The organism is Kaistia defluvii, assembly GCF_026343955.1.
In the GTDB taxonomy this organism is placed as follows: Bacteria; Pseudomonadota; Alphaproteobacteria; order Rhizobiales; family Kaistiaceae; genus Kaistia; species Kaistia defluvii.
This window is the reverse complement of record NZ_JAPKNI010000014.1, coordinates 1-14,317: the sequence shown is the minus strand read 5'-3', so window position 1 is coordinate 14,317 and position 14,317 is coordinate 1. Positions and strand designations below refer to the sequence as shown.

11 protein-coding genes and 1 pseudogene are annotated in these 14,317 nt (G+C 66.6%); 10 read left to right on the top strand and 2 right to left on the bottom strand.

The genetic code is table 11. The features are described from left to right. Positions 1-174 precede the first annotated feature (174 nt). The 3 genes and pseudogenes from cobT to OSH10_RS22195 all read left to right on the top strand — a co-directional run bounded on the left by cobT (position 175) and on the right by OSH10_RS22195 (position 4,066). A complete protein-coding gene (gene cobT / locus OSH10_RS22205; protein WP_266334831.1) occupies positions 175-2,079 on the top strand; it encodes a cobaltochelatase subunit CobT in 1,905 nt (634 codons plus the stop codon). Next, positions 2,076-3,110, top strand: a complete 1,035-nt coding sequence (locus OSH10_RS22200) for an esterase-like activity of phytase family protein (RefSeq protein ID WP_266334829.1) — start codon at positions 2,076-2,078, stop codon at positions 3,108-3,110. Before cobT ends, OSH10_RS22200 begins: the two co-directional genes overlap by 4 nt. Positions 3,111-3,338: 228 nt before the next feature. Beyond that, positions 3,339-4,066, top strand: a pseudogene (locus OSH10_RS22195) (DNA helicase). Positions 4,067-4,116: 50 nt separating this feature from the next. Here the strand turns inward: OSH10_RS22195 and OSH10_RS22190 are convergent. Together OSH10_RS22190 and rpmB are read right to left on the bottom strand one after the other, a co-directional pair. Further along, positions 4,117-4,755 carry a queuosine precursor transporter gene (locus tag OSH10_RS22190; RefSeq protein ID WP_266334827.1) on the bottom strand — a complete coding sequence of 213 codons (639 nt, stop codon included), beginning with the start codon at positions 4,753-4,755 and terminating at the stop codon, positions 4,117-4,119. An 8-nt stretch (positions 4,756-4,763) separates the two neighbouring features. Further along, on the bottom strand, positions 4,764-5,066 hold the full coding sequence (gene rpmB, locus OSH10_RS22185) for a 50S ribosomal protein L28 (RefSeq protein WP_266334825.1): 303 nt from the start codon (positions 5,064-5,066) through the stop codon (positions 4,764-4,766). A 257-nt stretch (positions 5,067-5,323) separates the two neighbouring features. On the opposite strand from rpmB, the gene OSH10_RS22180 reads away from it, so the two are divergent. The 7 genes from OSH10_RS22180 to OSH10_RS22150 form a co-directional block, all read left to right on the top strand. Next, positions 5,324-6,181 (top strand): DUF3108 domain-containing protein, encoded by an 858-nt coding sequence (locus tag OSH10_RS22180; protein ID WP_266334823.1) that lies wholly within the window; start codon positions 5,324-5,326, stop codon positions 6,179-6,181. Between the two features lie 866 nt (positions 6,182-7,047). After that, entirely contained in the window at positions 7,048-10,236 is a 3,189-nt protein-coding gene (locus OSH10_RS22175) for a helicase-related protein (RefSeq protein WP_266334821.1), read from the top strand. Positions 10,237-10,254: 18 nt separating this feature from the next. Further along, positions 10,255-10,659, top strand: a complete 405-nt coding sequence (locus OSH10_RS22170) for an RNA-binding S4 domain-containing protein (protein ID WP_266334819.1) — start codon at positions 10,255-10,257, stop codon at positions 10,657-10,659. A gap of 119 nt (positions 10,660-10,778) precedes the next feature. Further along, a complete protein-coding gene (gene fdxA, locus OSH10_RS22165) occupies positions 10,779-11,117 on the top strand; it encodes a ferredoxin FdxA (protein WP_266334817.1) in 339 nt (112 codons plus the stop codon). 462 nt (positions 11,118-11,579) lie between these two features. After that, a complete protein-coding gene (locus OSH10_RS22160; RefSeq protein ID WP_266334815.1) occupies positions 11,580-12,173 on the top strand; it encodes a CarD family transcriptional regulator in 594 nt (197 codons plus the stop codon). Between the two features lie 214 nt (positions 12,174-12,387). Continuing rightward, positions 12,388-13,254 carry an RNA polymerase factor sigma-32 gene (locus OSH10_RS22155; RefSeq protein WP_266334813.1) on the top strand — a complete coding sequence of 289 codons (867 nt, stop codon included), beginning with the start codon at positions 12,388-12,390 and terminating at the stop codon, positions 13,252-13,254. Positions 13,255-13,373: 119 nt separating this feature from the next. Next, positions 13,374-14,317, top strand: a 944-nt coding sequence (locus OSH10_RS22150) for an IS5 family transposase (RefSeq protein ID WP_266334811.1), incomplete at its 3' end; no start/stop codon positions are given.

Sequence of the window (14,317 nt, the reverse complement as noted above, 5' to 3'; positions counted from 1 at the left end):
CCCTCGCCCGCATCGCGGCGGGGGCTCGGCGCGGCTCGCCCTTTCGGGCCGGCCCTCGGCCTTTCGGATTCATAGCCCAAGGCCGGGACTGCGCTTATGATCAAGGCTTGAGATCGGCGCGGGACCGTTACCCCGCCCCTTCCCGTCCGGCGGGCGAGGGAAAAGGAAGCGAAGATGAGCGGCAGCAACAGCGATCCGAGACAGAAGCCCGGCGAGGCGGTGACGGAGCCGTTCAAGCGCGCGGTCGCCGGCTGCGTGCGGGCGATTTCCGGCAAGCCGGACCTCGAGGTCTCGTTCTCCAACGACCGGCCGATCCTGACCGGCCTGCGCGCGCGCCTGCCCGAGCCGGCGCGCAAGCCGACGGCGGCCGAGATCGCGGTCACCCGCGGCCTGGGCGATTCGATGGCGCTGCGGCTCGCCTGCCATGACGAGGCGATCCACCGCGCGGTCGCGCCGGAGGGCAAGAATGCCCGGGCGATCTTCGACGCGGTCGAGCAGGCGCGCGTCGAGGCGATCGGCGCGCGGCGGATGGAGGGTGTCGCCGGCAACCTCGCCGCCATGCTCGAGGACCGCTATCACCGCGGCAATTTCCACGAGATCACCGAACAGTCGGAAGCCCCGCTCGAGGACGCGGTCTCGCTGCTGGTGCGCGAGAAGCTCACCGGGCAGAAGCCGCCGCATTCGGCCGAGAAGATCGTCGACCTCTGGCGCGATTGGATCGAGTCCAAGGCCGGGCCGAACTTCGACAAGCTCTCCACGTCGCTCGGCGACCAGAAGCAGTTTGCCTCCGCCGTTCGCTCGCTGCTCGCCTCGCTCGACATGGCCGAGGAACTGGGCAAGGGCGAGAACGACGACAACGAGGAGCAGGGCGACGACGCTTCCGAGGATTCGGGCTCGGAGAAGGACGACGCCTCGGATCAGGCCGACCAGGCCGACAGCGACGCGTCGGAAGAGGCCGAGACCACGGGCGACGAATCGGAAGCCGGCGACACGGAGACGACCGAGGCCGGTGCCGAGGACGATTCCGACGGCGAGGACGCCGAGGATGCGCGCGACGCGGGCGAGGCCAACCGGCAGGACGGTCCGCTCTCGAACGCCTGGCCGACCGTCGACTACAAGGCCTTCACCACCCGTTTCGACGAGACGATCAAGGCCGAGGACCTCTGCGACGCAGCCGAGCTCGACCGGCTGCGCGGCTTCCTCGACAAGCAGCTCTCCAACCTGCAGGGCGCGGTCGGCCGGCTCGCCAACCGGCTGCAGCGCCGCCTGATGGCGCAGCAGAACCGCTCCTGGGACTTCGACCGCGAAGAGGGCATGCTGGATCCGGCGCGGCTCCACCGCGTCGTCACCGATCCGATGCAGCCGCTCTCCTTCAAGATCGAGAAGGAAACCAATTTCCGCGACACCGTCGTGACGCTGCTGATCGACAATTCCGGCTCGATGCGCGGCCGGCCGATCACGGTCGCGGCGACCTGCGCCGACATCCTCGCCCGCACGCTGGAGCGTTGCGGCGTCAAGGTCGAGATCCTCGGCTTCACGACGCGCGCCTGGAAGGGCGGGCAGTCGCGCGAGGCCTGGCTGCAGGCCGGCAAGCCGGCAGCGCCCGGCCGCCTCAACGACCTGCGCCACATCATCTACAAAGCCGCCGACGCGCCCTGGCGCCGCGCCAAGCGCAATCTCGGCCTGATGATGCGCGAAGGCCTGCTCAAGGAAAACATCGACGGCGAGGCGCTCGACTGGGCGCATCAGCGCCTGCTCGCCCGCACCGAGCAGCGCAAGATCCTGATGATGATCTCCGACGGCGCGCCGGTCGACGATTCCACGCTTTCGGTCAACACCGGCAACTATCTCGAGCGCCATCTGCGCTTCGTCATCGACGAGATCGAGAACCGTTCGCCTGTCGAACTGATCGCCATCGGCATCGGCCATGACGTGACGCGCTATTACCGCCGCGCCGTGACCATCGTCGACGCCGAGGAACTGGCGGGCGCGATGACCGAGAAGCTGGCGGAACTGTTCGACGAGCACCAGACGCCGGTGCGCCGGGCCGCGCCGAGACGGCGGACCGGGACGCGATGAAGCGGGCGCTGGCGGCCCTCTGTGCGATGATCCTGGCCGGGTCGGCCGGCATCGCACTGGCCGCCGGCTTCGCGCCCGAGCCGACCCGCGCGACGCGGATCGACAAATTCCTGATCGGCCGCAGCCAGGCCCGCTTCGGCGAGTTCGAATTCGCCGGCGGGCTGACGCTGAACTCGGCCAACCGCGCCTTTGGCGGCCTGTCCGGCATCGACTTCAAACCGGACGGCAAGAGCTTCGTCGCCATCTCCGACACCGGCTACTGGTTTCGCGGCACGCTGGTGCGCGAGGGCGGCAGGCTGGTCGGGATTGCCGATGCCGAATGGGCGCCGATGCTGAACAGCAAGGGGAAGCCGCTCGGCGTCAAGCGCAATGCCGATGCCGAGGGGCTGCGGCTGACGACGATCGACGGCCACGTAGCGGCCTATGTCTCGTTCGAGCAGACCAACGATCTCCGCCTCTATCGCGCCAATCCGGACCTGTCGCTCGCCAGGCCCGAGCCGGTCAAGCTGCCGCGCTCGGCGACCGGCCTGGTCAAGAACAGCGGCCTGGAGATGGTGGCGCTGGCGCCCGCCGACGGCCCGCTGGCCGGGTCGCCCGTGCTGGTCTCGGAACGCTCGCTCGACAAAAAGGGCAACCACCGTTCGTGGATCGTGCGCGGCCCGCTGGCCGGCGCCTTTTCGGTCCTGCGCCGGGATGATTTCGACGTCACCGATGGCGCCTTCCTGCCGAATGGCGATCTGCTGCTGCTGGAGCGGCGCGTGATCATGCCGTTCGGCGTCGGCATGCGGATGCGCCGCATCCCCGGCGACACGATCCGCCCCGGCGCGCTGGTCGACGGGCCCATCGTGATGGAAGCGGACATGCTCAACCAGATCGACAACATGGAAGGGCTCGCCGTCACGACCGACGAGGCGGGCCGCACCCGCGTCACGCTGGTGTCGGACGACAATCTGAGCGTCCTGCAGCGCACCCTGATCCTCGAATTCATCTGGACCGGCCCCGGCAGCGGCGCGGGCAACGCCGTCAACTGATCCCGGCTTTTTCGCGCAAGGCGGCATGCCTGGCATTCTCGGCCGGCACGCCATCGGCTATGCTCTGATTCTGGCGCCGCCCACGCCTCCCCCCTCCATTCGGGACAGCATCTGCATGCCGGGCGACGGACGATTTTCGAACCGACTGTTCGAGCGATACGCATAAGGAGGGGTTGCGGTTCTGGCTCGCACCAGGAGGTTTGCACCATGACTCTGCCTGCACCCGGCATGCTGCCCGGATCGCCAGGCTTATCCGCGCCCATCCATCGCCTCAAACGCAATGCCAGGCTTCTCTCGCGCCGGGAGGGCATCCCGCTGCATGCAGCGCTCGACCGCGTCGCCACGGCGGAGGGGTTCGAGGGCTGGAGCCTGCTGGTCGCGCGGGCCGAGGCGGCGTCGCCCGCGGCGAGACTGTATGCCCGGCTTACGCCCGGCGACCTCGTGTTGATCGGCGCACGGCCCCGCCAGGGCAAGACGCTCATGGGCCTGGCGCTTGCTGCCGAGGCGATGAAAGCAGGGCATCGCAGCCTGTTCTTCACGCTGGAATATACCGCGCACGAGATCGCCGACCGGCTCCGGGCGATCGGCGCCGAGGCCATGTTTTCCAGCGACCTGTTCGAGCATGACGGCTCCGACGCGATCCGTGCCGACCATATCGCCGCCGCGCTCGCGACGGCGCCGCCGGGAACGCTCGCCGTGATCGACTACCTGCAGCTGCTCGACCAGAGGCGGGCGAATCCCGACCTGATGACGCAGGTGCGGACACTGCGGGCCTTCGCGCGCGAGCGGGGTCTGATCCTGGCCTTCCTGTCCCAGATCGACCGGTCCTATGATCCCGCGACCAAGCCGCTGCCGGTCTCGAGGACATACGCCTCCCCAACCCGCTGGATCTGGCGCTGTTCGACAAGGCCTGCTTCCTGCACCAGGGCGAGATCCGCATCCAGACCCTGCGCTGAACAAAAAAGCCCCGCCGAAGCGGGGCTTTTTCATTTAGACGCGAAGCCGGTCAGGCCGGGCTGCGCTGCGCCTCGGGCCAGGACAGCACGAAGCGCATCAGCGCGCGGTAGGGCGCGAGCAGCAGCAGCGCCGCGCAGAGCTTCACCGTCAGGTCGCCCAGCGCCCACGACATCCAGCGCGCACTCGCGACCGACAGCACGCCGAGCAGCGGCGCCGATTCGAGCGCGAAGGAATCGTTGGGGCCGAGGAAGGCCGCAAACGGCGCGAAGGCGAGCGTGAAGAAGATCGCGGTGTCGACCACCGAACCGACCACGGATGCCGCCAGCGGGGCGCGCCACCAGGCCTGGCGGCGCAGCCGGGCAAACAGGCTGATATCCAGCAACTGGCCGAACAGATAGGCGGTGCCCGAGGCGATCGCGAGACGCGGCGTCGCCAGCTTAAACGACACGATGACGGCGCAGACGAAGCCGACCAGCACGACGATCCGCGCGACGCGCGGGCCATAGCGGCGGTTGGTCAGGTCGCTGACGAAGAAGGCAAACGGATAGGTGAACGCGCCCCAGGTCAGCAGATCGGCGAGCCCCAGCCGGCCGACCATGGCCTCGACCGGATACTGGACGAGGATGTTCGACAGAACGACAACGGCCGCCATGAAGGCGGCCGCAATGATGTGACCCGGCTTGATCATCGGAGGCCTCAGGCGGCTGCGACGCTATCCTGCTCGGTCTTCTTCGCGATGGCGCGCTTGAGCGTCAGGGCGCGATCGGACAGCTCGCTGGCGCTGGCCTTGGCGAGGAACGCGTCGAGACCGCCGCGGTGCTCGACCGAGCGCAGGCCGTAAGCCGAAACGCGCAGCTTGAAGCTGCGGCCGAGCGCGTCGCTGATCAGCGTCACGTTGACGAGGTTCGGCAGGTAGCGACGACGCGCCCTGTTGTTGGCATGGCTGACGGTGTTGCCGGTCATGACGGCCTTGCCGGTCAACTCGCAGACACGGGACATAACAGAAATCCTTCTTTTCCGCCGCAACGCGCCGGGCTCGGCATCCATCGCGACAGGGGTATCGGAAAGTGGGCCTTCTCATAGTGGCCGAAGCTTCGGTCGTCAAGCATTCAGCGCGCAATCACTAGTGACGAAGACGGTGCAAATCACCTAGAATCGCGCGAAGTGATTTGGGGGCATCATCACGACCACGAAGCCGAGGCCGGACTCAGGCATGAGAACCGGCTTTGGGCCGCTCCTCCGACGGAACAATTCCCATGCAATCGCTCCGCCTCTTCCGTGCCCTTGTCCTGCCGCTCCTCGTGGCCGCCGCGCCCGTGGCGTCGGTCGCGCCGGCGGCTGTCGCCGCGCCCGCCCAGCAGCAGGCCGGCAAGGTCGACGCGGAATATAACATCCTGCTCGGCGGGCTGACCATCGGCCGTTTCGCGCTCGATACGGTTTTCGACGACAAGGGCTACACGATCACGGCGCGCGGCTCGACCAGCGGCGTCAGCCGCTTCGTCTCCGACGGCAAGGGTTTCCTCAAGAGCAGCGGCCGCATCGTCGGCTCGCGCGTCCTGCCCGCCGCCTACATGCTCGACACCAGCGAGAACGGCCGCCGCAACTCGACCGTGTCGATGCAGATGAACAGCGGCACCATCGTCAATGTCGCCGCCATGCCGCCGCTCGCCAAGAAGGCGGACCGCGTTCCCCTGCTGCCGCAGCACAAGCGCAACATCTTCGACCCGCTGAGCGCGATGATCGTGCCGCTGGTCAAGGGCAATCTCTCGGCGGCCTGCAATCGCACGGTTCCCGTCTTCGACGGCTGGCAGCGCTTCGACGTCAAGCTCCACTACAAGGGCATGGCCGAGGTGGACGGCCAGAGCGGATCCTACAAGGGCTCGGTCGTCGTCTGCGGCGCCCGCTACGTCCCTGTGGCCGGCCACAGGCCGACGCGCGAAGCCATCGAATACATGGAAAACAACAAGGCGCTCGAAGTCTGGCTGGCGCCGGTCGAGAGCCTCGGCGTGATGATGCCGTTCCGGATGCAGATCGGCACCGAGGTCGGCATGCTCACCATCCACGCCTCCCGCTTCGTCGGCGAAGCCGAGACGCGGCGCGCCGCGGCGGAATAGCCTGGGTAGGCGAGAGGTCCGGCGCGGGCTTCGAGACGGCCCTGCGGATGCAGTCCAGCCGCATGAAGCCGTCCCCAAGCAAGCCCCTCACCCACCCTCTCCGGCGGGCGGGCGAGGGCATTTGGGCCGGTGGTCTTCATCAAGGGCGTAGCGACAACCATGGACGCAGGGAGCCTGCGCCAGCCACGGGTGCCGGCGAGCCCCCCTCGCCCGCTTGCGGGAGAGGGTTGGGGTGAGGGTCTGCCTTCGCTGCAGCCCGCTCCAATGCCGTGGCGATACCGCGATCTATCCCGCATCTTGGACGGTCCCCATGCCGCCTGTCCCGAATTGCGACATCCCGCCTGCCACCCGTTAACGCGACACCTGCCGAAAGCCGGGATCCCACGGACAACTTCCAGGCGCCGGCCGCCAGTGCACTCCGCCCATAGTGTCCGCGCCCGCGCGCGACACCACGGCTAGCCAGCACGAATCCGGAACGGCGATTCGCCAGCGATTCGTCCATGCTCCGTTCCGGATTCGGTCGAGTCCTTAACGCGGCGCGGCCGGACAGCCTCGCCCGAATTCATGGTCTGCTAACCACGCCGCGCCGTTGCGTTGCGGCAAACGTTAACGACGCGGAGCCTTTTGCGGTCTTTCGAGGCAAGCCTGCGGCACTATTTCGTGGCGCCGGCGTTGGGGCGGCACATATATGGTGGTGAACAGAACGCGATTTCCGGGGAGTCAGCGATTCGGACCTCGTTTGTTCCATTAAGGTTCTAGAACTTAACCGGCGCCGCTCGCGGCACGGCCTGAAAGCGCTTCTCTGTTTCGACATGATACAGGGGCATGCTCGATAGCGTTGATCTGGAAGTGAGACTGCCCGCGATATGAATGAACGGACGAGACCACCAGGCGCCGGAGCGGGCGGGCGCAATGTCACTGCCGTTCTGGGGCCCACCAACACCGGCAAGACCCATCTGGCGATCGAGCGGATGCTCGCGCATTCTTCGGGAATCATCGGCCTGCCGTTGCGCCTGCTGGCGCGCGAGGTCTATGGCCGGATCGTAGCCCGGGTCGGCGCGGAATCGGTGGCGCTGATCACGGGCGAGGAAAAGATCGTCCCGCCCAATCCGCGCTTTCGCGTCTGCACGGTCGAGGCCCTGCCCTCGCATACCGACGTTTCCTTCGTTGCCATCGACGAGATCCAGCTCGCCGCCGATCTCGATCGCGGCCATGTGTTCACCGACCGGCTGCTGAACCTGCGCGGTCGCGACGAGACGCTGCTGCTGGGCGCCGCCACCATGCGCGGCATCCTGGAAAAACTGCTGCCGGGCATCGAGATCGTCACCCGCCCGCGCATGTCGATGCTGACCTATGCCGGCTCGAAGAAGATCACCCGTCTGCCCCGCCGTTCCGCCGTCGTCGCCTTCTCGGCCGACGAGGTTTATGCGGTCGCCGAACTGATTCGCCGGCAACGCGGTGGCGCCGCGGTGGTTCTCGGATCGCTCAGCCCGCGCACGCGAAACGCCCAGGTCGAACTTTATCAGTCGGGCGATGTCGATTTTCTCGTCGCCACCGACGCGATCGGCATGGGCCTCAATCTCGACGTCGACCATGTTGCCTTTGCGCAGGAGCGCAAGTTCGACGGCTTCCAGTATCGCCGGCTGACGGCGGCCGAGCTCGGCCAGATCGCCGGCCGCGCCGGACGCCACACGCGTGACGGCACCTTCGGCGTGACCGGCCAGGTCGATCCCTTCGAGGACGAACTGATCGAGGCGCTGGAAAGCCACCACTTCATGTCGGTGCGCACGCTGCAATGGCGCAATCGTGCGCTCGATTTCCGTTCGATCGATACGCTTCGCGCCAGTCTGGACCGTCCGCCGGGCCATGAAGGCCTGTCCAAGGCGCCGCCGTCCGAGGACGTCACGGTGCTGGAAATCCTGGCCCGCGATCCCGGCATCCGGGGCCTTGCCGATCGTCGCGAGCGGCTCGAACTGCTCTGGGATATTTGCCAGACGCCTGATTATCGACGCATTGCCCCGGCTAATCATGCCGAGCTGGTCGGCGATATTTTCACCTTCGTCGCCCGCGATGGCGCGGTGCCGGACGACTGGTTTCAGCGTCAGGTCGCCTTTGCAGATCGCACAGATGGCGATATCGATACGCTCGCCAACCGCATTGCGCACATTCGGACATGGACCTTTGCGGCAAACCGGCCTAACTGGCTTAAGGATCCTCGCCATTGGCAGGAGCGCACCCGCGCTATAGAGGATCGTCTTTCCGATGCGCTCCACGAAAGGCTCACTCAGCGTTTCGTGGATCGGCGCACAAGTGTACTGATGAAGCGGCTCAGAGAAAACGCCATGCTCGAAGCAGAAATCACGACCTCCGGCGATGTGCTGGTCGAGGGACAGCATGTCGGAAGCCTGCAGGGTTTCCGCTTCACGCCAGATCCCCAGGCCGACGGACCGGACGCCAAAGCGATCGGGGCGATTGCCCAGAAGGCGCTTGCCGGCGAAATCGAACGCCGTGCCGAGAAGATCGGCAATGCGCCCAATCCCGAATTCGTGCTGTCGACCGACGGTACGCTGCGCTGGCTCGGCGCGCCGGTGGCACGGATCGTCGCGACCGACGACGTCCTGCGCCCGCGCCTGATCCTGCTGGCCGATGAAGGCCTGACGGGCCCGGCCCGCGAGCGCGTGCAGGACCGCGTCGACATCTGGCTCAAGAGCCATGTCGAGACGCTGCTGAAGCCGCTGTTCGAGCTTCTGGCCGGCGTCGAGCTTTCGGCGCCCGCGCGCGGCATCGCCTTCCGGCTCGTCGAGGGCCAGGGCGTGCTCGAGCGGTCGGAACTGGCCGACGAGATCAAGGCGCTCGACCAGGAAGCCCGCTCGGGCCTGCGCAAGCTCGGCGTGCGGTTCGGCGCCTATCACATCTATGTGCCGGCCCTACTGAAGCCCGCGCCGAGCGCGCTGAACGCCATGCTGTGGGCGCTGAAGAACCATGGTCTCGACGCGCCCGGCCTGGCCGAGCTGCCGCAGCTTTCGGCAACCGGCCGCACCACGGTGCCGGTCGACCCGGCCTTCGCCCGCCCGCTCTACAAGGTCGTCGGCTATCGCATCGCCGGCAACCGCGCCGTGCGCATCGACATCCTCGAGCGTCTGGCCGATATCATCCGCCCGCTGATCGCGTGGAAGCCGACCCCCGACAATCTGGTGCCGCCGGAAGGCGCCGTCGACGGCAATGGCTTCACCGTCACCGTGTCGATGACCTCGCTTCTGGGCTGCTCCGGCGAAGACTTCGCCGGCGTGCTGAAGTCGCTCGGCTATCGTCTCGACCGCCGCCCGGCGCCGCCCAAGGCACCGGTCGCGGATGCAACCCCGGCCGTGACAGCGGTTTCGGAAGAGACCACGGAAACCGTCACCGAGACGGCGGGCGAGTCGCCTGCGGAGGTCGAAGCGCCGGCTGCCGAGACCGTCGCCTCGGAAGAGACGGTGGAAACCGTCGTGACCGAGACGACGACCGAGGACCCCGTCGGCGAAACCACCGAGGCTGACACGACCCCGGTCGTCGAGGCACCGTCGCTCGAGACCAGCGATGGCGAGCCGGTGGAAGCCGAGGCCGCCGCGCCGGCCGAGCCGGAAATGATCGACGTCTGGCGTCCCGGCCGTTTCGACCGTCGCCCGCAGCAGCGCGACAACCGCCGCGACCGCCGCCCCAACCAGGGCGCCCCCGCCGAGGCAGTCGCCGGTGAGGCAAGGCCGGAAGGCCGGGGTGGCCGTCAGGCCGATGGCGAACGCGACGGACGCCGCCAGGGCGGCCGTCCGCAACAGTCGCGGGGTCCGCGTCCCGAGCGCGGCGCCGGCGATCGTCCGCAGGGCGAGCGCGAGGGCCGTCGCAACGATCGTCCGGGGAATGACCACCGCAACAAGGGCGGCGATCATCGCCAGGGCCAGAACGCGCCGCAGCCGCGCCGCGAGGAACCCCGGCGCGAGCGGCCGATCGACCCGAATTCGCCCTTCGCGGCCCTGGCGGCTCTCAAGGCCGACCTCGAAGCCAAGAAGCGCGGTGGCTAAGCGAGACGCGGAGCGGCGATGAGCGAGGAAACCGGGCGCCAGCGTATCGACAAATGGCTCTGGTTTGCCCGCTTCGCGAAAAGCCGCTCGATCGCCCAGAAGCTCGTCGCGGGTGGCAAGGTCCGGGTCAACCGCGACAAGATCGACGCGTCGAGCCGCCTCGTGCGGCCCGGCGACGTCCTGACCCTGTCGCTGGAGCGGCAGATCCGCGTCGTCAGGATCCTCGACCCCGGCACGCGCCGGGGTCCCGCCCCCGAGGCGCAGCGCCTTTACGAAGACCTGACGCCGCCGGCCGTGCTGACGGAGCCGGTCATCCGGGGCGGTCCGAGGCCGACAAAACGCGATCGGCGGGTGCTCGATGCGTTCCATTCCGCCTCATCCGGCGACCCGGGCGAGAATTTTCCAAATGACGACGAAGATTGAGGAAATTCATTCGGCCTGAGCTTGGCGATGCGGCATCCGCGATCCTTGCGCCGTCCCGCTAAAGCGTTTACCCAGACGACGCCGGCGAGCTTGGAGCGTGCTTGCCCGAGGAGACGATCTTGCCCTATGTCGTGACTGACAATTGCATCCGCTGCAAATTCACGGATTGCGTCGAAGTATGTCCCGTCGACTGCTTCTACGAGGGCGAAAACATGCTGGTCATCCATCCGGATGAGTGCATCGACTGCGGCGTCTGCGAGCCGGAATGCCCGGCCGAGGCGATCAAGCCGGACACCGAGCCAGGCCTCGAGAAGTGGCTGAAGCTCAACGCCGAATATGCCGAGAAGTGGCCGAACATCACGGTGCGCAAGGATGCGCCGGCCGACGCCGCGGACTTCGACGGCGTCGCCAACAAGCTCGAGACCCTCTTCTCCGCGGCTCCCGGCGAGGGCGACTGAGCCGGCTCCGCCGCCGCCATCCGACCGACGCCTGGCCCAGGACGAAGCCGCTGTCGAGGTGCGCCCGCGCACCGCGACGGCAATGCTTTGATTTTTGGGTATTTTGTGATATATATACAAATACAGTCGGTAACCACTTACGGCGTCACCGCACCTTTCTGGTGTTTCGTTCGTGAACAACCCTCAACATTGAAGCGAGAAGTCGTCCTGCCGCGACATTAAGGCGCGCTGGCGATGGATCGTTGTCGATGTTGGGTTGTGCGCGTGCGGATCCCCGGATCGGGACGAGCGTTTTCCGGATCGGCTGACAGTGGAAGAGCGAACCTGACCGGGTCGCCTCCGGAACGTGTTGTTCCGGGACCGGTCCGGAACCGCGACAGCCATGGATGAGACGGGTTTCGTCAAAATCCGGCCTCTGGCTTGGCGAGCCGGGCCCGCCAATTTAACGGAGTTAATACGCGTATGGCCACCCTCAAGAAGACCACTCTGCGTTCCGATTTCAAGACCGGCGAACACATCGTCTATCCGGCGCATGGCGTCGGCGAGATCGTCGGCATTGAAGAACAGGAAGTGGCCGGCATCAAGCTTGAGCTCTTCGTTATTGCATTCGAGAAGGACAAGATGAAGCTGCGCGTACCGGTCGCCAAAGCGGCGACGGTCGGGATGCGCAAGCTTTCGGATGCAACGACCGTCAAGAAGGCCCTCGAAACCATCCGTGGCCGCGCCCGCGTCAAGCGCACCATGTGGAGCCGTCGCGCCCAGGAATATGAAGCGAAGATCAATTCCGGCGATCTGATCCAGATCTCGGAAGTCGTCCGCGACCTGTTCCGCTCGGATACCCAGCCCGAGCAGTCCTACAGCGAGCGCCAGCTCTATGAGGCTGCCCTCGACCGCATGTCGCGCGAAATCGCGGCGGTGAGCGAGATTTCGGAGACCGAGGCGGTCCGCCAGATCGAACAGAACCTTGCCAAGAGCCCGAAGCGCGGCGGCAAGGCCGATGAGGAAGCGGTCGCCGAAGTCGAAAGCGACGACGAGAAGCACGACGAAGCCGCGTGATCCCGGCGCATCGTCTTTCCCGAAAAACGCCCGGCTCCGCCGGGCGTTTTTTTTATGCCCGCATCCTGCCGGCCGCCCTGCGACGCTCTGCCGCCATCACAAGCTTCTGTCGACCGCATCACACCAATGTGCGTCGCCTTTTCGGAACCGGGGCGTAGGGTTGCTGTTGTTCAAACGTGGGGCGCACGAAATTCCAAACACAGGAGCGGGTCGCATGGGCACATCGGCGATCTCTGGGCGGCAATTCGTCAAGGCGGCGATGCAGGCCCCATATCTGGAACGGGATGAGGAAAAGAATCTCGCCATTCGCTGGCGCGATATCAAGGATCAGAACGCGCTGCACCGCCTTGCCGCCTCGCATATGCGGCTTGTGATCGCCATCGCGGCGCGGTTCCGCCATTTCGGCCTGCCGATGAGCGACCTGATCCAGGAAGGCCATGTCGGGCTGCTGGAGGCTGCGGCCCGGTTCGAACCGGATCGCGATGTCCGCTTCTCGACCTATGCCACCTGGTGGATCCGCGCCTCCATCCAGGACTATATCCTGCGCAACTGGTCCATCGTGCGCGGCGGCACCAGTTCGACCCAGAAGGCGCTGTTCTTCAATCTTCGCCGGCTGCGCGCCAAGCTCTCCCAGGGCTCGGTGGCGATCCCCAACCAGCAGATCTACCAGCAGATCGCCATCGCTGTCGGCGTCTCGACCAATGACGTGGCGATGATGGATGCGCGCCTCTCGGGCGCCGACACCTCGCTCAACGCGCCGATCTACGACACGGAATCGTCCGCTTCCGACCGACAGGATTTTTTGGTCGACGACACGCCGTTGCCCGACCAGATGGTCGGCGACGTCATCGACAGCGAGCGACGGGTGACCTGGCTGCACGATGCGATGGCCGTGCTTTCCGACCGCGAAGTGCGGATCCTGCGCGAGCGCCGCCTGCGCGAGGAAGGAGCCACACTGGAATCGCTCGGCGAGACGCTCGGCATCTCCAAGGAGCGCGTCCGCCAGATCGAGAGTCGGGCGATCGAGAAGCTGAAGGCCGCCCTGCTGCGCGACCACCCGGATCGGGCCAGCTTCGTGTGAGGGCTTTCCCGCGAAGGCAGGAATCCAAGCAAGCCCCTCACCCTACCCTCTCCCGCAAGCGGGACCCTTGCAAAAGTGCGGATTGACTGATTCCGTATGGGGGATGCGGAGGGGGCTCGATGTCTAAGCAGTTGGGGTTCGCGGATCATCTGGTGTCTGGGCAGCAGTCGCGGCGCAAGGATCATCTGGCCGAGATCGACGGCCTGATCGACTGGTCCAAGATCGAGGGGCTGCTGCGCCCGCTGCGGTCGGCTCGCATGGGCCGGCCGCCTTATCCGCCGCTCCTGCTGTTCAAGCTCCTGCTTCTGCAACGCTGGTACAACCTGTCGGACGAAGCGGCGGAGGATGGGTTGGTCGACCGGCTGTCGTTTCGCCGCTTCGTCGGCCTGTCGCTCGAGGCGGCGGTTCCCGATGCTTCGACGCTTTGCCGCTTCCGCACGGACCTAGCTGCCGCCGGCCTGGGCGACGCGCTGTTTTCAGCGGTGGGCCGGGCCTTGAGCGACAAGGGGTTGCTGGTGCGGCAGGGCACACTGATCGACGCCAGCCTGATCGCCGCCGCGGTGGCCGAGCCGCGCAAGCAGGCCGGCGGCGGCGTGTCGAAGGTCGATCCAGAGGCGGTCTGGGCCAAGAAGGGCAGCAAGGCCGTCTTCGGTTACAAGCTGCATATCGCCGTCGACCAGACCTCCGGCCTTGTCCGTCAGGCGGTGCTGACGCGGGCGACGGTTGCTGACTGCACGATTGGCCCTGACCTTGTCCAGGGCGACGAGAACAAGGTCTATGCGGACATGGCCTATGACAACGCCGTCATGCGCCAGCGCCTGGCGGCGGCCGGGATCGGCAATGGTGTCATGCGCCGTCCGAACCGGCACCACAAGCTGGGCGATGCCGACAAGGCCCGTAACTCCGACATCGGGCGTATTCGTGGGCGGGTCGAGGGGATCTTTGGCACCCTCAAACGAAGCTACCGTCGACAGCGTCTCCTCTATATCGGCCTGGCCAAGAACAGCCTCGATCTGTTCATCACCCTGATGGCCATCAATCTGCGTCGGGCGGTTCGGCTCGC